General features: G+C 58.0%; 18 protein-coding genes and 1 pseudogene. 6 read left to right on the forward strand and 13 right to left on the reverse strand.

Annotated features, from left to right (window positions below; translation table 11 throughout):
- Window positions 1-139: 139 nt before the first annotated feature.
- The 8 genes from QLG03_RS13215 to QLG03_RS13250 form a co-directional block, all read right to left on the reverse strand.
- The gene (locus QLG03_RS13215; protein WP_023291094.1) at window positions 140-436 is read right to left on the reverse strand and encodes a YqjK-like family protein; all 297 of its coding nucleotides are present in this window, start codon (window positions 434-436) and stop codon (window positions 140-142) included.
- On the reverse strand, window positions 433-831 hold the full coding sequence (locus tag QLG03_RS13220; RefSeq protein ID WP_023291093.1) for a phage holin family protein: 399 nt from the start codon (window positions 829-831) through the stop codon (window positions 433-435). Before QLG03_RS13220 ends, QLG03_RS13215 begins: the two co-directional genes overlap by 4 nt.
- Before the next feature lie 2 nt (window positions 832-833).
- The gene (locus QLG03_RS13225) at window positions 834-1,139 is read right to left on the reverse strand and encodes a YqjD family protein (RefSeq protein ID WP_002917916.1); all 306 of its coding nucleotides are present in this window, start codon (window positions 1,137-1,139) and stop codon (window positions 834-836) included.
- A gap of 45 nt (window positions 1,140-1,184) precedes the next feature.
- A complete protein-coding gene (locus QLG03_RS13230; RefSeq protein ID WP_004206124.1) occupies window positions 1,185-1,553 on the reverse strand; it encodes a DUF1090 domain-containing protein in 369 nt (122 codons plus the stop codon).
- Window positions 1,554-1,702: 149 nt separating this feature from the next.
- Window positions 1,703-2,080, reverse strand: coding sequence for an EnvZ/OmpR regulon moderator MzrA (mzrA, locus tag QLG03_RS13235; RefSeq protein WP_072096611.1), 378 nt, complete (start codon window positions 2,078-2,080; stop codon window positions 1,703-1,705).
- A gap of 8 nt (window positions 2,081-2,088) precedes the next feature.
- Complete coding sequence (yqjA, locus tag QLG03_RS13240) at window positions 2,089-2,751, reverse strand: DedA family general envelope maintenance protein YqjA (protein WP_023291090.1); 663 nt, start codon at window positions 2,749-2,751, stop codon at window positions 2,089-2,091.
- A 341-nt stretch (window positions 2,752-3,092) separates the two neighbouring features.
- Entirely contained in the window at window positions 3,093-3,869 is a 777-nt protein-coding gene (gene exuR / locus QLG03_RS13245; protein WP_004206120.1) for a transcriptional regulator ExuR, read from the reverse strand.
- A 130-nt stretch (window positions 3,870-3,999) separates the two neighbouring features.
- On the reverse strand, window positions 4,000-5,301 hold the full coding sequence (locus QLG03_RS13250) for an MFS transporter (protein WP_023291089.1): 1,302 nt from the start codon (window positions 5,299-5,301) through the stop codon (window positions 4,000-4,002).
- Window positions 5,302-5,781: 480 nt separating this feature from the next.
- Between QLG03_RS13250 and uxaC the strand changes: the two genes are divergently transcribed.
- The 3 genes from uxaC (at window position 5,782) to QLG03_RS13265 (ending at window position 9,385) form a co-directional block, all read left to right on the forward strand.
- Entirely contained in the window at window positions 5,782-7,194 is a 1,413-nt protein-coding gene (gene uxaC, locus QLG03_RS13255; protein ID WP_117136393.1) for a glucuronate isomerase, read from the forward strand.
- 18 nt (window positions 7,195-7,212) lie between these two features.
- Window positions 7,213-8,700, forward strand: coding sequence for an altronate dehydratase family protein (locus QLG03_RS13260; RefSeq protein WP_048335389.1), 1,488 nt, complete (start codon window positions 7,213-7,215; stop codon window positions 8,698-8,700).
- A 130-nt stretch (window positions 8,701-8,830) separates the two neighbouring features.
- Window positions 8,831-9,385: a YgjV family protein gene (locus QLG03_RS13265; protein ID WP_044524823.1), complete on the forward strand. Its 555-nt coding sequence runs from the start codon at window positions 8,831-8,833 to the stop codon at window positions 9,383-9,385.
- A 15-nt stretch (window positions 9,386-9,400) separates the two neighbouring features.
- On the opposite strand, the gene sstT is transcribed toward QLG03_RS13265, so the two are convergent.
- From sstT to QLG03_RS13290, 5 genes are all read right to left on the reverse strand, one after another.
- Window positions 9,401-10,648, reverse strand: coding sequence for a serine/threonine transporter SstT (gene sstT, locus QLG03_RS13270; protein WP_023291085.1), 1,248 nt, complete (start codon window positions 10,646-10,648; stop codon window positions 9,401-9,403).
- A 267-nt stretch (window positions 10,649-10,915) separates the two neighbouring features.
- Complete coding sequence (locus tag QLG03_RS13275) at window positions 10,916-11,887, reverse strand: TerC family protein (protein ID WP_060656502.1); 972 nt, start codon at window positions 11,885-11,887, stop codon at window positions 10,916-10,918.
- A 272-nt stretch (window positions 11,888-12,159) separates the two neighbouring features.
- Complete coding sequence (locus tag QLG03_RS13280) at window positions 12,160-13,149, reverse strand: Gfo/Idh/MocA family oxidoreductase (RefSeq protein ID WP_255988852.1); 990 nt, start codon at window positions 13,147-13,149, stop codon at window positions 12,160-12,162.
- Window positions 13,150-13,222: 73 nt separating this feature from the next.
- Entirely contained in the window at window positions 13,223-13,723 is a 501-nt protein-coding gene (locus QLG03_RS13285; RefSeq protein ID WP_032454156.1) for a M48 family metallopeptidase, read from the reverse strand.
- 19 nt (window positions 13,724-13,742) lie between these two features.
- On the reverse strand, window positions 13,743-14,345 hold the full coding sequence (locus tag QLG03_RS13290; protein ID WP_180263581.1) for an XRE family transcriptional regulator: 603 nt from the start codon (window positions 14,343-14,345) through the stop codon (window positions 13,743-13,745).
- 43 nt (window positions 14,346-14,388) lie between these two features.
- Between QLG03_RS13290 and QLG03_RS13295 the strand changes: the two genes are divergently transcribed.
- The 3 genes and pseudogenes from QLG03_RS13295 to QLG03_RS13305 form a co-directional block, all read left to right on the forward strand.
- Window positions 14,389-15,081 carry a B3/4 domain-containing protein gene (locus tag QLG03_RS13295; RefSeq protein ID WP_255988851.1) on the forward strand — a complete coding sequence of 231 codons (693 nt, stop codon included), beginning with the start codon at window positions 14,389-14,391 and terminating at the stop codon, window positions 15,079-15,081.
- Between the two features lie 100 nt (window positions 15,082-15,181).
- Window positions 15,182-16,312 (forward strand): 23S rRNA (guanine(1835)-N(2))-methyltransferase RlmG, encoded by a 1,131-nt coding sequence (gene rlmG / locus QLG03_RS13300; RefSeq protein ID WP_180266145.1) that lies wholly within the window; start codon window positions 15,182-15,184, stop codon window positions 16,310-16,312.
- A gap of 53 nt (window positions 16,313-16,365) precedes the next feature.
- A pseudogene (locus QLG03_RS13305) lies at window positions 16,366-16,545 on the forward strand (methyltransferase); the annotation flags it as partial.
- Window positions 16,546-16,672 lie beyond the last annotated feature (127 nt).

Raw genomic sequence — 16,672 nt, forward strand, 5'->3', positions numbered from 1 at the left:
CCGGGCGGAATGGCGTGGGATCAGAAGTCTGGCTGACCGCGGATGGCGGCCAGGGGGCAAGTTTTTACGCACGGCGTTGCGTATCGGGCGAGGAAGTGGCAGAGCGGGGCACCGGGAAAAGCGCCCGCGCTCCGGGCGGCTAACGGACTGCCGACTGGCGCAGGATCCCGCGGACCAGCCGCCAGGTACTCCATAAACCCAGTCCGCGTTTGGTCCAGCGCATTAAAAAATGCGGGTGTCGGACGGACCACACGGCCATCAGACCGCTGCCCACCATCAGCCACGAACGTAAACTAAGCAGCGTATGCCAGCCGCGGTCTAAGGGCGCAGTCGCTTCCAGCCAGTGGCGGCGACAGGCGCTCAGCTCCAGCCGTTGCTGCTGGATCTGGCGCAGCAGCTGCGCCTTTTGCCGTTCACGCTCCTGTCGGCCATTCATGGTTTATCTTCCTCCAGAAGGGCACGGTCGTTCTCCAGCTCTCTTCGCGTCAGGCGCAGCAGCGTGGAGCGTCGCGCCTTACGTAAGGTAAGGATACCGACAATCGCGGCGGCGAGAAGCAGCACGACGGTGGTGGCGATCATGACGTGCAGGCGGTACTGAGCGTCAACGGCCCAGATAACCAGCACCAGCAGACTCATGAGGCCAAACGCGGCAAACAGCAGCGTCAGTCCGGTCATGATCAGCAGCTGGAAGAGGTTGGCTTTCTCCTCCTCCAGCTCCACGACGACCAGGCGCAGCCGTGTTTCCACCATTTCGACCAGCAGCGTAACGATACGCTGGCCAATGGAGAAGACGCGCTGACCCGGCCCCTGCGTGTGTTGAGTATTCGCCATAATCAGCGACGCGACAGCAGGACACCCAGCACCAGCCCGACGGCGGCGCCAATCCCGACCCCTGTCCACGGATTTTCGCGAACATAATCATCCGCTCGCGCGGCGGTCTCACGAGTTTGACGCAGAATCGCTTCGCTGGTCTCACCCAGACGGGCGCGGCTCTCTTTCAGCGCGCTCTCGGCTTTACTGCGCAGTTTACCCATCTCTTCTTTCGACTTGTCCGCCGAGGAATTCAGTACTTCCTCCAGGGTGTCCGCCAGCGTTTTCAGTTCTGCACGAAGGTCGTCAGTCACATTCTCTTTAGCCATGTCGTTCTCCTGTAGCGTGGTCCGTATTGCGAAAGTTAATAGTGATTAGTAATCCCGAGACTCCAGCGTTTTCAACTCCTGTTGCGCTTCATTGAGTTTATGCTGGCGTTTGTTGATTTTGTCCGCATCGCCTTTCTTCCGGGCTTCCTGCAGATCGCGCTGACGTTCAGCGATCTCTTCCCGCTGTTTGGCAATTTTTTGCTGATGATCGGCTTTGAGTTTACTGTCGCTGCAGTTCTCCCGTACCTGGCGTAGTGCGGTATTTAGCCCATCAATGCGACTTTGATTGTGATGCTTTTCGGCATAGCTGATCTCTCGTTGAATATCCTGCTCTTTTTCCTGGCAGGGAGAGGCGGCTATGGCGCTGGCGCTAAGTGAAGACAGGGCCAGAAGCAGAGCGATGCGGTGTTTCATGGATAGTACCTTCCATTGTCTTAGGGGATACCCGGAGGATAAACCCGTTCCCGTTGGTAAACGTGAATGCGTTGATTCACGCAGGTTTAAGCATAGTAACAAATGCGGGAAACCACCAGACTGCGTTGAAAACGCAGTCTGACGGCCGTTTACCCGAGCCGATGCGGCGCGTCGCGCAGGCGGGATAACCAGGCGGTGGGCGAGTTATCGTCTTCCAGCAAGGCGATAATATAACCATGAGGCAGAGCGCGGCCGAGAACCTCTTTCGCCGCCGCGCCCTGGGCGGTGGAATCAAACTTAATCAGCAGGCCATCCTTTTGCGGCGTAATGCTCTTGAAGCGGATACCGTTGGCGTCGAGGTGATGCCAGACGGAGAAACCATCCGGCATACTGACGCCCTGGCCAACCGGACGGATCGCCAGCGTGGCCTCTTGCTGCTGCACCGCCAGCCAGAGCCAGAACAGCGCGCAGAGCAGAAGAGAGCCACCCAGCAGCCAGCTGAGCTGGCGCAGGGAAGGGCGTTTTATGACCATCATTAGCCCCGGCTTCTGTATTTTTTCTTCCACAGCACCACCAGCGAGCCGACCAGTCCGAAGACCAACAGCGCAACCGGCAGGAGCATCAGGCAGGACATCAGCTGATCTTCATACTTAAGGAATACCGGGGTTTTGCCCAGCAGATAGCCCAGCGAGGTCAGGATGAGCACCCACAGCAGGCCGCTCATCCAGTTAAAGAACTGAAAGCGGGCGTTATTGAGGCCGGAAAGCCCGGCGATGGTCGGCAGCAGCGTGCGCACGAAGGCGATGAAGCGGCCGATCAGCAGCGCGGAGAGTCCATGTTTATGAAACAGGTGATGCGCGCGCTGATGATAGTGAGAGGGCAGATGCGACAGCCAGTTTTGCACGATCCGCGTATTGCCCAGCCATCGCCCCTGGATGTAGCTCAGCCAGCAGCCGAGGCTGGCGGCGGCAGTGAGCAGCAGCAACGTTTCCGGAAAGCCCATCGCCCCTTTGGCGATCAGCACGCCCACGAGCACAAGCAGGCTGTCCCCCGGCAAAAACGCGGCAGGCAGTAACCCGTTCTCAAGGAACAAAATCATAAACAAGACAAAATACAGCATGCCAATCATGGAGGGATTCGCGAGCGTTTCGTAATCCTGAGCCCACAAGGCATTCAATAACTGGGTTAATAGTTCCATTCACGATTCCTGGTACATCGGTTAACGGCACGTCTGAGCGCGCGGCATGTAGGGCGACAAGATTTTTATGAGATTATGGTCGCTGCTTCGGCGCTCTGAACGCTTCCCTGTATAAAATTGAAGTAAGTCGATACCTACTCCCAGAACGGCAAAATGCATCTAATTGTAACAAATCACCTGACTTTCCGTCAGAGAAATTGCAAGGTGTTGCTCGTTGATTTTGCTGATTGCGGCGATGGGAGGCGAGAGGATTTACACAGGCTGACACTATATATGTTTTGCTTACCCCAGCCTGTCTGGGGAACAGGCGCGCAGGGGCCGCGCGCCGGGGAGATAAAGGCTTATTTCGCGCCGTTGGCCGCTGTATCGAGATGAACCACCGGGTTTTCGGCAAATAAGTAGCGATCGGCATTAAATTCAAAGTCGTCGCTGGTTTCGTTAAACAGCATTTGCTTGGTATTTTCCAGATGCTGCCACATCGCCAGTTTGGCGGCGTTCGGATCTTTACGCAGCAGAGCCTTCAGGATCTGATCGTGGTCGTCGCACCAGTTATCGACGGTGCGCAGATCGATATGCTCATGCAGCTTTTTCCAGTACGGGTTATGCACGCGCTGGGTCCACATTTTTTCCACGATCGCCGCCAGGGCGCTATTCTGCGTGGCCAGCGCCACCTGGACGTGAAACTGCAGATCCCATTCGGAGTCGCGGAAACACTTCTCGTTGCGCGCTTTCTCCTGAATCTCCATCAGCTTCATGATGTCCTGCTTGGTCACCTGAGTGGCCGCGAATTCGGCGATATTGCTTTCAATAAGCTGCCGCGCCTGCAGCAGCTCAAAGGGGCCATAGTTGGCGAACTCCAGGCTTTCATCGGCCACCTGCTGGTATTTCGGATGGTTGGAGATGACGTGAATGCCCGACCCTTTGCGGACTTCGACATAGCCTTCCACTTCCAGCATGATAATGGCTTCACGAACCACGGTGCGGCTAACGTTTTTTTCATCGGCGATAAAGCGCTCGGCGGGCAGCTTATCCCCTACAAGGTAGACACCTTGTTCGATGCGCGTCTTCAGCTCAGCGGCAAGTTGCTGATAAAGACGGCGTGGTTCAATGATTTCCATATTCGCTCCCGCAAGATGGCGACAATATTCGATTTGTTATACCACTTTTACGCGATTTCCACCACTGGCAGGGATGAAAAAGCCGCCTGAGAAGGCGGCTTGGCAGGCGATCACCTTAGCATAAGCGTCTCTAACTCTGGGTGGCCGGTTTGCGGCTGCTAAGCGGCGTCGTGTCATCGTCAGCCGGTTTGTTTTTCAGCACCGTCCAGATGACCAGCGCGCCCAGCAGGTCAAAGACCGCCAGTACCGCAAACAGCGGGCTGAAACCGATGGTGTCTGCCAGCGCGCCGACGACCAGGGCGAACATGGTGCTCGCCAGCCAGGCGGCCATCCCGGTCAGACCGTTGGCGGTAGCGACTTCGTTACGGCCAAAGACGTCGGAAGAGAGGGTAATCAGCGCCCCGGACAGCGCCTGGTGAGCAAACCCGCCGATGCACAGCAGGGCTATCGCCACGTACGGGCTGGTGAACAGGCCGATCATCCCCGGGCCAATCATCAGCAGGGCGCCCATGGTGACCACCATTTTACGCGACACGATCAGGTTAACGCCGAACCAGCGCTGGAACAGCGGCGGCAGGTATCCACCGACGATGCAGCCGAGGTCGGCGAACAGCATCGGCATCCAGGCGAACATCGCGATCTCTTTCAGGTTAAAGCCGTAAACCTTAAACATGAACAGCGGGATCCAGGCGTTAAAGGTCCCCCAGGCCGGCTCGGCGAGGAAGCGCGGCAGGGCGATACCCCAGAACTGACGGTTGCGCAGGATCTCCCACGGCGACATTTTCTTCGCATTATTGGTCTGGTGTTGAGACTCCTGGCCGCCAATGATGTAGTCGCGTTCTTCGTCAGATAATTTCTTCTGGTCGCGCGGGTGTTTGTAGAAGATCAGCCAGGCGATGGCCCAGGCGAAGCTCAGAACCCCGGAGATAATGAACGCCATCTGCCAGCTGTGCATGACGATCGCCCACACCACCAGCGGTGGCGCGATCATGGCGCCGATAGAGGAACCTACGTTGAAGTAGCCCACCGCGATAGAGCGCTCTTTTGCCGGGAACCATTCGGAGCTGGCTTTCAGCCCGGCGGGGATCATCGCCGCTTCCGCCGCGCCCACCGCGCCGCGGGCCAGCGCCAGTCCGCCCCAGCTGCCGGCGAGGGCGGTCGAGCCGCAGAATATCGCCCAGGCGATAGCGAAGAAGGCATAGCCGACTTTAGTCCCCAGAATATCAAGGACATAACCTGCGACAGGCTGCATGACGGTATAGGCAGCGGAATAGGCTGCAATGATATAGGAGTACTGTTGGGTCGAGATGTGTAACTCTTCCATCAGCGTCGGCGCGGCCGCCGCCACGGTGTTACGGGTCAGGTAGCCCAGCACGGTGCCCAGCGTCACCAGTGCGATCATGTACCAACGTAACCCTTTAATTTTACGCATGTAAACCTCATCGTCTGTAATTTCTCCGCACCAGGTGCGGCCTCTCCTGACGGCGATACGCGGTCGGGAAAGCGAAACGGAGGGTTCAGGAGGGCGGTCCCCTCTGGCCCGAACCTTACCATCAGTTGTTATGTAAAAAGTCGGTATCCATTCCGTATAAGCCGATGCCATAAACATCGGTAAAGCATTCCGTCGGTTTATATGTTGCGACGGCAGAAAGATAACTTGTCATACAACTTTAAAAGTTGAGTGCTGTCACAAAAGCGGGAAAGTTAGTGTGGTCTTTATGATTGGCGAAGAAAGCCAGATACGGCGCGCTCTGGCGAGATGTTTGCCGCGCGCAGGCGGTTTTTTTTATCAGCGTTTATTGATCTAACTCACGAAAAACAGTTCGGTCTGTAGAAATTGGTGTGATAACTTTGTCAGCATTGTAGTCAATCATCTGAAAGGCTCCCGCTCCGGAGCGAAGAGGACACACGAATGACACCGTTTATGACCGAAGATTTTCTACTCGATAGCGAATTTGCCCGCCGCCTGTACCACGATTACGCCAAAGATCAGCCTATTTTCGACTACCATTGCCACCTTCCGCCGCAGCAGGTTGCCGAAAATTACCGTTTCAAAAATCTGTATGACATCTGGCTGAAAGGCGATCACTATAAATGGCGCGCAATGCGCACCAACGGCGTACCGGAGCGTCTGTGTACCGGTGATGCCTCCGATCGCGAGAAATTTGACGCCTGGGCAGCCACCGTGCCTCACACGATTGGCAACCCGTTATACCACTGGACCCATTTAGAGCTGCGTCGCCCATTTGGTATTACAGGTAAGCTGCTGTCGCCTTCCACCGCCGATGAGATCTGGGACCAGTGCAATGCGTTACTGGCGCAGGACGCCTTCTCCGCCCGCGGGATCATGAAGCAGATGAATGTGAAGATGGTCGGCACCACCGACGATCCGATTGATTCCCTGGAACACCATGCGGTTGTCGCCAAAGACAATTCATTTGATATCAAGGTGTTGCCGAGCTGGCGCCCGGATAAAGCGTTCAACATCGAGCAGGCGACCTTCAATGACTATATGGCTAAGCTGGGTGAAGTGTCCGACACCGATATTCGCCGTTTTGCGGACCTGCAAAGCGCGCTGACCAAACGTCTGGACCACTTTGCCGCTCACGGTTGCAAAGTCTCCGACCACGCCCTGGACGTGGTGCTGTTTGCGGAAGCGACTGACGCCGAGCTGGACGCCATTCTGGCGCGTCGCCTGGCTGGCGAAACCCTCAGCGAACGCGAAGTGGCGCAGTTCAAAACCGCGGTGCTGGTGTTCCTCGGCGCAGAGTATGCCCGTCGCGGCTGGGTGCAGCAGTACCACATCGGCGCGCTGCGCAATAACAACCTGCGTCAGTTCAAACTGTTAGGCCCGGACGTTGGCTTTGACTCGATCAACGATCGCCCGATGGCTGAAGAGCTGTCTAAGCTGCTGAGCAAGCAGAACGAAGAGAACCTGCTGCCGAAAACCATTCTCTACTGCCTGAACCCGCGCGATAACGAAGTGCTGGGCACCATGATCGGTAACTTCCAGGGCGAAGGGATGCCGGGCAAGATGCAGTTCGGCTCCGGCTGGTGGTTCAACGATCAGAAAGACGGCATGGAGCGGCAGATGACCCAGCTGGCGCAGCTCGGCCTGCTGAGCCGCTTTGTCGGGATGCTGACCGACAGCCGCAGCTTCCTCTCCTACACCCGCCACGAATACTTCCGTCGTATTCTGTGCCAGATGATCGGCCGTTGGGTGGCCGCCGGTGAAGCGCCTGCGGATATCGCGCTGCTGGGCGAGATGGTGAAAAACATTTGCTTTAACAATGCGCGTGACTATTTCGCCATTGAACTGAACTAAGACCAGAGGTCGGTTGATATGCAATACATCAAAATCCATTCGCAGGATAACGTCGCGGTCGCGCTGGCGGATATGACGGCCGGTAGCGTGGTGACGATCGACAATGACCCGGTCACCCTCGGTCAGGATATCGTTCGCGGACACAAGTTTGCACTGCGCGCTATCGCGAAAGGGGAAAACGTCGTTAAGTATGGGTTGCCGATTGGCCATGCGCTGGCGGATATCGCGCCGGGCGAGCATGTCCATGCGCACAATACGCGCACCAATCTCAGCGACCTTGACGCGTATCGCTATCAACCGGAGCAGGTTGCCCAACCGCCGCAGCCAGCGGATCGCGAAGTGCAGATTTATCGTCGCGCCAATGGCGACGTCGGGGTGCGCAATGAGCTATGGATCCTGCCGACCGTCGGCTGCGTCAACGCCATGGCCCGTCAGATGCAGAACCGTTTTCTGAAAGAGGCGAACGGCGCCGAAGATATCGATGGGGTGCATCTCTTCAGCCATACCTACGGTTGCTCACAGCTCGGGGACGACCACATCAACACCCGCACCATGCTGCAGAATATGGTCCGCCATCCGAACGCCGGAGCGGTGCTGGTGGTGGGCCTTGGCTGTGAAAACAACCAGGTGGATGCTTTTCGCGAAACGCTGGGCGAGTATGATCCGCAGCGCGTGCACTTTATGGTTTGTCAGCATCAGGACGATGAAGTGGAGGCAGGGGTGGCGCATCTCCACCAGCTGTATGACGTGATGCGTCAGGATAAACGTCAGCCGGGCAAGCTGAGCGAGCTGAAGTTTGGCCTCGAGTGCGGTGGGTCGGACGGCCTGTCCGGCATCACCGCTAACCCGATGCTGGGGCGCTTCTCAGACTATGTGATCGCCAACGGCGGCACCACCGTGCTGACCGAAGTGCCGGAGATGTTCGGCGCCGAACAGCTGCTGATGAGCCACTGCCGCGACGAAGCGACCTTCGACAAGCTGGTGACCATGGTCAATGACTTTAAGCAGTACTTTATCGCTCACGACCAGCCTATTTACGAAAACCCTTCGCCGGGCAACAAGGCCGGGGGGATCACCACCCTCGAAGATAAGTCGCTGGGCTGTACCCAGAAAGCGGGCTCCAGCCAGGTGGTGGATGTCCTGCGCTACGGCGAGCGTCTGAAGGTACATGGTCTGAACTTGCTGAGCGCGCCGGGCAATGATGCCGTCGCCACCAGCGCGCTGGCCGGCGCCGGCTGCCATATGGTGCTGTTCAGCACCGGCCGCGGCACGCCGTACGGCGGCTTTGTGCCGACGGTGAAGATCGCCACCAACAGCGAGCTGGCGGCAAAGAAAAAGCACTGGATCGACTTCGATGCCGGACAGCTGATCCACGGCAAAGCGATGCCGCAGCTGCTGGAGGAGTTCGTGGACACCATTGTGGCTTTCGCCAACGGCAAACCGACCTGCAATGAGCGGAATGACTTCCGCGAGCTGGCCATCTTTAAAAGCGGTGTTACCCTGTAAAGGCGTATACATATTGGCGCCCGGGCGGCGTTGATCGCGCATTGGCCTGATAGCGCAGCGTCATCGGGTAAGCAACAGCGGCGTTTCAGCCTGTGAAGCGCCGTTTGTTTTTTTCTCTCAGGGAGCTTTCATGACCGCATATTGGCTGGCCCAGGGCGTCGGCGTCATCGCCTTTCTTATCGGCATTACCACCTTTATCAACCGCGACGAACGTCGCTTCAGGCTTCAGCTGGCGGTCTATAGCGGCGTTATCGGCGTCCATTTCTTCCTGATGGGCGCCGCGCCTGCCGGGATGAGCGCCGGGCTTAATGCGCTCCGCACGGTTATTTCCCTGCGCACCCGCAGCCTGTGGGTGATGACGCTCTTTATCCTGCTGACGCTGATCCTCGGCCTTGGCAAGCTGCAGCATGCTATGGAGCTGCTGCCGATTATTGGCACTGTCGCCAGCACCTGGGCGCTGTTTCGCTGTAAAGGGCTGACCGTCCGCTGCGTGATGTGGTGCTCCACCGCCTGCTGGGTGACGCATAACCTGTGGCTGGGTTCCATCGGCGGGACGCTGATTGAAGGCAGCTTCCTGATCGTCAACGGCCTGAATATTATTCGCTTCCGCCGGATGCAAAAGCGGGGTATCGATCCGTTCAGGGTTGAAAACGCGGTGCAGGAAGAGAGCCCCTCCGCGCGGTAGCGGAGGGGAAAGGCATTAGCTACGCAGGGCGTTTTTCGCCAGCTGGTCGTCTTCCGCCATGCAGGCGGCGGCGGTAAACAGGGCGTCGGTGGAGGAGTTCAGCGCGGTTTCGCAAGAATCCTGCAGCACGCCGATAATAAAGCCGACGGCAACCACCTGCATCGCCACATCGTTCGGAATACCAAACATATTACAGGCCAGCGGGATCAGCAGCAGCGAACCGCCCGCCACGCCGGAGGCGCCGCAGGCGCACAGCGAAGCGACCACGCTCAGCAACAGCGCCGTCGGCAGATCCACCGGAATATTCAGCGTATGGACCGCCGCCAGCGTCAGCACGGTGATCGTGATTGCCGCGCCCGCCATATTGATGGTTGCCCCCAGCGGAATGGAGACCGAATAGGTATCGCGATCCAGGTTCAGCTTCTCACACAGCGCCATATTCACCGGAATATTAGCGGCGGAGCTGCGGGTGAAAAACGCGTAGACGCCGCTTTCGCGCAGGCAGGTCAGCACCAGCGGATAGGGGTTGCGGCGGAGCTTCCAGAACACCAGTAGCGGATTAATCACCAGCGCTACCAGCAGCATACAGCCCACCAGCACCAGCAGCAGCTGGGCGTAACCCCACAGGGTTTCAAAACCGGTAGTCGCCAGGGTGGAAGAGACCAGACCGAAGATCCCCAGCGGCGCAAAGCGGATCACCACTTTAACGATAAAGGTCACCGCGTGGGAGACATCGTTGATCAGGTTTTTAGTGGTGTCGTTACCGTGACGCAGGGCGAAGCCAAGGCCCACCGCCCACACCAGAATACCGATATAGTTGGCGTTCAGCAGGGCGTCGATCGGGTTGGACACCATGCTCATTAGCAGGCCGCGCAGCACCTCAACAATCCCCGACGGCGGCGTGATGCTGTCGGCGGCGGTGGTTAAGTGCAGGGTCGAGGGAAAGACAAAACTGAACAACACCGCGGTCAGCGCCGCGCTGAAGGTGCCCAGCAGATAGAGAAACAGAATGGGGCGGATACTGGTTTTTTGTCCGTGCTGATGGTTGGCGATCGAGGCCATGACGAGCATCAATACCAGCACCGGCGCTACCGCCTTTAACGCGCCGACGAACAGGGTCCCCAGCAGGCCGACGGCGATGGCCGCAGGCTTAGAGACCAGCGCCAGCAGCACGCCAAGTACCAGGCCGACTAAAATTTGTTTCACCAGGCTGCCTTGTGCCAGGCGGGAAAGCCACCCTGATGAGGGAGTGCGTGTGGTCATAATTCATTCCTTCCAGTGATGTAGCAAGCCATCCCAGCCACGTATTATTTGTTACGTTTATGTCAGGATGTAAGTATATGTTTGCATAGTCGAGTATACGGAAAGAATGACGGGCGGGAAGCGCAAAATACTGTGATTTTAATCTGGATCTTATTTTTTAACTATATAGCAACATAATTGTGACATGAGCAGGCATTATCGTTACGAGAAGATCTGCTATAGCCGATTACCGCGCCGCCAGCGGGGGCCGACGGCGCGCCAGGCAGGTTACTCAGGCAGTTTGCGCTGCTTGTCGTGCTGCTTGTTGACCCAGGCGTTAATCAACAGCGTGACGGTCAGGATACCACCCACGACCCCCAGCGAGATGGCGACCGGGATATGGTAGAAATCGACGATCAGCATCTTCACGCCAATAAACACCAGGATCACCGACAGGCCATATTTGAGCATCGAGAAGCGCTCAGCGACCCCCGCCAGCAGGAAGTACATGGCGCGCAGGCCAAGAATGGCAAACAGGTTCGAGGTCAGCACGATAAACGGGTCGGTGGTGACCGCGAAGATCGCCGGGATACTGTCGACGGCGAATATCACATCGCTCAGCTCGACCAGAATCAACACCAGCAGCAGCGGCGTGGCGAACAGCACCCCGTTTTTACGGGTGAAGAAGCGCTCGCTCTCGATTTTATCGGTCATTCGCAGATGGCTGCGGATCCAGCGCACCAGCGGTTTGTCGCCGATGCCGGAATCGTCCTCTTTCGCCAGCGCCATCTTCACGCCGGTAAACAGCAGGAAGGCGCCGAAGACGTACAGCAGCCAGTCGAACTGGGAGATAAGCCAGCTGCCGGCGAAGATCATAATGGTGCGCAGAACAATCGCCCCGAGGACGCCATACACCAGCACCCGGCGCTGCAGTGCAGGCGGCACGGCGAAGTAGCTGAACAGCATCAGCCAGACGAAGACGTTATCGACCGCCAGCGCTTTTTCAATCAGATAGCCGGTGAGGAAGGCCAGGGCCTGCGGATCGGCGACGGCGCGGCCCTGGGTTTGCACCAGATACCACCAGAACGCGGCGTTAAACAACAGAGAAAGTGTGACCCAGAGGATAGACCAGCCAGCGGCCTGCTTTATGGTCATGCTATGCGAACCGCGTCGTCCCTGAAGCAGCAGGTCGATCGCCAACATGATCGCGACGACGACAGCGAATCCACCCCATAGCAACGGCGTGCCGACAGTATTCATTTGATATTCCTTACATAAAAACAAAAACGGCTGACGTCGGAAGACGGCAGCCGCTGCGCTTTTATGCATAGACCTCGCCTTCCGGCAAGGTCTCACTTACAACAACCAAAGTTCATCGCGATGGGCTTTGGTAATTGCCCGGCGACCGGATGCGGTGTTACACGCATCGTAATGACGATCGGCCGGCAAGGAAGTTACTCCCCTTTGCTCGTAACAAAATATGTCACGGGGCGGTTTTCGTCAATGGCGGCCAGACGGGCCTTTACACTCTTTTACGCCAGCGGCTGCGTATCGGCCGGGAACATCACCCCGGTCTGGCGACGAATTTCGCTCGACAGTTTCGCCGTGATACGGCTCACTGCCAGGCCCGGATGGTCGACATCCTCTGTTTCCACCAGCCGCGCGAAGGTCTCCGCCTCGTACAGCATAGTATTGATATGCTGCGGCTGCGTCAGGTCCTGGGCTTTGCCGCCGCGCGGCACAAACGCCAGCTTCTGGCACTCGGAGATTTTTTCGATCACTAATACGCCGTCTTCGCCCTGAATTTCACTGGGGATCGCCGAGTCGCTCACCTTGGAATGATGCAGCGTCACGTCGAAGTCGCCGTAGCTCAGCACCACGGTGCCCTGGGCGTCCACGCCGCTGTCCAGCAGGCTGGCGGTGGCATGAACGGCCCGCGGTTCGCCCCACAGCGCCACAGCGGACGCCAGGCAATAGAAGCCGATATCCATAATCGAACCGTTGGAGAACGCCGGATTAAAGGTGTTGGGGTTTTCGCCGTCGAGATAGCGCTGGTAGCGCGAAGAGTACTGGCAGTAGTTAATGAAGGCTTTACGCAGTTTACCCACTTTACTGAGGGTTTCCTTCAGCAGCAGAAAGTTGGGCAGGCTGGCGGTTTTGAAGGCTTCAAACAGCACCACGTTGTTGGCTTTCGCCACCGCGATGGCCGCCTCGACCTCCTGCAGATTCGACGCCAGCGGTTTTTCGCAAATGACGTGCTTTTTGTGGCTCAGGAACAGCCGCGTCTGCGGGAAGTGCAGGGAGTTCGGGCTGGCGATATATACCGCGTCAATGGCGTCGCTTTGCGCCAGCGACTCCAGCGAGGTAAACAGATGCTCGACCGGATAGTCATTGGCGAAGGCTTGTGCCTGTTCGAGGCTGCGGGAGTAGATGGCGGTAAGTTTATATTTGCCGGTTTCATGGGCGGCATCGACAAACTGCTTAGTGATCCAGTTTGTGCCAACAACTGCGAAACGTATCATAAACGGTGACGAACTCCATTAAAGGGAACCTGTCGTCACTCTATCATGCCCCCATGACAAAACCAGTGCGTGACTACGCAGAACGATTTAACGAAAGGTGCGTCAGCCACAGGCGGGTGTCGAACTCCAGCTGATGGTACTGCGGCTCCATATGGCAGCACAGCTGGTAGAAGGCTTTGTTGTGCTCCTTCTCTTTCAGATGCGCCAGTTCATGGACCACGATCATCCGCAAAAAGTCCTCCGGCGCGTCGCGAAATACCGTCGCCACGCGGATCTCCGCTTTGGCTTTCAGCTTGCCGCCCTGAACGCGGGAAATGGCGGTATGCAGGCCGAGCGCATTGTTCAGCACGTGGATCTTACTGTCATACATCACTTTGTTGATCGGCGCCGCGCCGCGCAGAAAGCGGTTTTTCAAATCCTGGGTGTACTGATATAGCGCTTTATCGCTGTTAACGTCGTGCCCATGCGGATAGCGCTTTTGCAGCACCTCTCCAAGGCGGTTTTGCTCGATTAACGTGGTCACCTGCGCCAGCAGCGATTCAGGATAGCCCTGTAAATAAATGAGTTTTGTCATCGTCTTATCATTATGTCTGTCAGGAGGGCAGTTCAGCCACGGTCATGGTAAAGACCAGCGACGCGGGCCCCGCATTCCGGTACCCGTGCTCTGTTTCGGTACGGGCCACCGCGGATTCCCCGGCCGCCACCGTGCGGCAGGTCTCGCCAAGCGTCAGCGTCAGCGCGCCGGCTTCCACGTGCAGCAGCTCGAAGGTCGTCGCCGGATGGCCGGGCGAGGTAAAGGCTTCGCCGGGCTGCATCTCCCAGCGCCACAGCTCAATCATATTCGGCCCGGCGGTGCCGGCGAGGAGCCTGGCGCTGCCCCCCAGCGGGCCTTGCCAGAGGGTGGGGATCTGTTCGGCGGGAATAATATGCAACGCGGGTTCGCTAGCCACATTGACAATATCCGCCACCGAGACGCCCAGCGCGGCGGCGAGTTTGCAGAGGATCGCAATGCTGGGGTTGGCGGCCTCTTTTTCCATCTCGACCAGCATGCCTTTGCTGATGCTGGCCCGGCGCGACAGCTCGTCCAGCGACATTTTTTTCGCTTTACGGTAGGCCTTCAGCCGCGTGGCGACGGCGCGACTTACCTGGTCGACATCAGATCCTGAATCGGTCGTTATATTGACTTTTACGTTCATTGGTCACTATGATGTAACAAATTGGTCATTACAGGATTATCGAATGCGTAGCGTAACGCCGTCAATCGAATCTGCGGTCAGCCGCCTGGCGCCGGGCTTTCGGGCATTAAGTATTGTGGTGGAGAGCGCGCCGGTGGCCAATCCCGCCGTCGCGGAACAGGCGCTGGCCGAGGCCTGCCTGGCGGTGCAGCAGGATGATGTGCCCTGGGCGCAAGCGCACCTGGCGGCATGGGATGAAGCGTTCAGCGCCTTCGGCGCGAAGGCGAAACGTACCCCCTGTTCGGCGCAGGCGCTGCGCAAGCGGGTGCTGAAGGAGGGGAGCCTGCCGGCCATCGATCCGGTGGTGGATATCTACAACGCGATCAGCATTCGCTATGCCATCCCGGTCGGTGGGGAAAATCTGGCCGCCTACCGTGGCGAACCGCGGCTGGCCATTGCCCGCGGCGATGAGCCATTCGATACGCTAAAATCGGCAGAGCCGGTGGTGGAATATCCGGAGCCGGGCGAAGTCATCTGGCGGGATGATATAGGCGTAACCTGCCGACGCTGGAACTGGCGGCAGGGCGTACGCACCCGGCTGGACAGCGGCGCGCAGACGATGTGGTTTATTCTCGAAAGCCTGCCGGCGATGCCGTTGTCGGCCCTGCATGAGGCGGGAGAGCGGCTGGTAGGCTATCTGCAGCAGCTGATGCCCGGCGCCCGCGCCTCGATAACGCTGCTGCGAGCCGATGACTAGAGCGATCTACGCTGAGCGGCGATGATCAGCGATCTCTCTTCAACTGGACAGGATTTGCGTATAAACTCGCGGGTTTTACTATTCCGGAGGCGGAGAGGCGATGAGCCAGGCAGAGTTAAACGGTGAGTTATTCACATTAGAGCGGTTCCCACCTAACGCTGAAGAAGAAGCGCTTCAGGCGTGGGAAGCGGCGGATGAATATCTGCTGCAACAGGTGAATGACGTCGACGGCCTGACGCTCATCTTCAACGACGGCTTCGGCGCGCTCGCCTGCGCGCTGGCGGAACGCAACCCGGTGAGCATCAACGACTCCTTTATCTCCGAGCTGGCGACCCGCCACAACCTGCGGATGAACGGCATTGATGAAGAGAGTGTGCGTTTTCAGGATAGCCTGAGCCCGCTGCCGGCCGCGCCGGCGCTGGTGCTGATTAAGGTGCCAAAGCAGCTGGCGCTGCTGGAACAGCAGCTGCGCGCCCTGCGCGCAGTGGTGACGCCGGAAACCCGCATTATCGCCGCGGCGAAAGCGCGCGATGTGCATAACTCGACGCTGGCGCTGTTTGAAAAGATCCTCGGCACCACCACCACCTCGCTGGCGTGGAAAAAAGCGCGTCTGATCCACTGCGTTTTCACCGCCCCTGAGCTTGCCGATGCGCCGCAAACCTACAGCTGGAAGCTGGACGGCACGCCGTGGACCATCCACAACCATGCCAACGTCTTTGCCCGCAGCGGTCTGGATATCGGCGCGCGCTTCTTCCTGCAGCATTTACCGTCTGATTTAGAAGGCGAGATCGCCGATCTCGGCTGCGGCAACGGGGTGATAGGCCTGCAGGCGCTGGCGCAGAACCCCCATGCCCGCGTGATGTTCACCGATGAGTCGCACATGGCGGTGGCTTCCAGCCGGTTGAACGTTGAGCACAACCTGCCGGACGCTATTGACCGTTGTGAATTTATGGTCAACAACTCGCTCTCCGGCATTGAGCCGGACCGCTTTACGGCGATCCTGTGCAATCCGCCGTTCCACCAGCAGCACGCCATTACCGACCATATCGCCTGGCAGATGTTTAACGACGCTCGCCGCAGCCTGAAATACGGCGGCGAGCTGTACGTCGTCGGCAACCGTCATCTCGACTACTTCCGTAAGCTGAAGCGCGCTTTTGGTAACTGCACGACGATTGCGACGAACAATAAGTTTGTCATTTTGAAAGCAACGAAGGTGCGTAAACAGCGCTGATCCGTGTGGCTATTTCCCCGGCTTGCGGCTGTCGCCTTAGCCGGGCTACCGACTGGCAGATGTTTAACGACGCCCGCCGCAGCCTGAAATACGGCGGCGAGCTGTACGTCGTCGGCAACCGTCATCTCGACTACTTCCGTAAGCTGAAGCGCGCTTTTGGTAACTGCACGACGATTGCGACGAACAATAAGTTTGTCATTTTGAAAGCAACGAAGGTGCGTAAACAGCGCTGATCCGTGTGGCTATTTCCCCGGCTTGCGGCTGTCGCCTTAGCCGGGCTACCGACTGTCGCCTTAGCCGGGCTACCGACTGTCGCCTTAGCCGGGCTACCGACTGTCGCCTTAGCCGGGCTACCGACTG

Origin of the sequence: Klebsiella sp. V115_8 (assembly GCF_029967715.1) — a bacterium.
GTDB lineage: Bacteria > Pseudomonadota > Gammaproteobacteria > Enterobacterales > Enterobacteriaceae > Klebsiella > Klebsiella quasipneumoniae.

Coding starts and splice junctions, on each gene's coding strand:
- QLG03_RS13265 (WP_044524823.1), top strand. CDS start 8,831: ATGACCGCATATTGGCTGGCCCAGGGCGTCGGCGTCATCGCCTTTCTT.
- QLG03_RS13260 (WP_048335389.1), top strand. CDS start 7,213: ATGCAATACATCAAAATCCATTCGCAGGATAACGTCGCGGTCGCGCTG.
- QLG03_RS13225 (WP_002917916.1), bottom strand. CDS start 1,139: ATGGCTAAAGAGAATGTGACTGACGACCTTCGTGCAGAACTGAAAACG.
- QLG03_RS13220 (WP_023291093.1), bottom strand. CDS start 831: ATGGCGAATACTCAACACACGCAGGGGCCGGGTCAGCGCGTCTTCTCC.
- QLG03_RS13285 (WP_032454156.1), bottom strand. CDS start 13,723: ATGACAAAACTCATTTATTTACAGGGCTATCCTGAATCGCTGCTGGCG.
- QLG03_RS13230 (WP_004206124.1), bottom strand. CDS start 1,553: ATGAAACACCGCATCGCTCTGCTTCTGGCCCTGTCTTCACTTAGCGCC.
- yqjA (WP_023291090.1), bottom strand. CDS start 2,751: ATGGAACTATTAACCCAGTTATTGAATGCCTTGTGGGCTCAGGATTAC.
- QLG03_RS13275 (WP_060656502.1), bottom strand. CDS start 11,887: ATGAATACTGTCGGCACGCCGTTGCTATGGGGTGGATTCGCTGTCGTC.
- QLG03_RS13295 (WP_255988851.1), top strand. CDS start 14,389: ATGCGTAGCGTAACGCCGTCAATCGAATCTGCGGTCAGCCGCCTGGCG.
- rlmG (WP_180266145.1), top strand. CDS start 15,182: ATGAGCCAGGCAGAGTTAAACGGTGAGTTATTCACATTAGAGCGGTTC.
- sstT (WP_023291085.1), bottom strand. CDS start 10,648: ATGACCACACGCACTCCCTCATCAGGGTGGCTTTCCCGCCTGGCACAA.
- exuR (WP_004206120.1), bottom strand. CDS start 3,869: ATGGAAATCATTGAACCACGCCGTCTTTATCAGCAACTTGCCGCTGAG.
- QLG03_RS13250 (WP_023291089.1), bottom strand. CDS start 5,301: ATGCGTAAAATTAAAGGGTTACGTTGGTACATGATCGCACTGGTGACG.
- uxaC (WP_117136393.1), top strand. CDS start 5,782: ATGACACCGTTTATGACCGAAGATTTTCTACTCGATAGCGAATTTGCC.
- QLG03_RS13280 (WP_255988852.1), bottom strand. CDS start 13,149: ATGATACGTTTCGCAGTTGTTGGCACAAACTGGATCACTAAGCAGTTT.
- QLG03_RS13290 (WP_180263581.1), bottom strand. CDS start 14,345: ATGAACGTAAAAGTCAATATAACGACCGATTCAGGATCTGATGTCGAC.
- QLG03_RS13215 (WP_023291094.1), bottom strand. CDS start 436: ATGAATGGCCGACAGGAGCGTGAACGGCAAAAGGCGCAGCTGCTGCGC.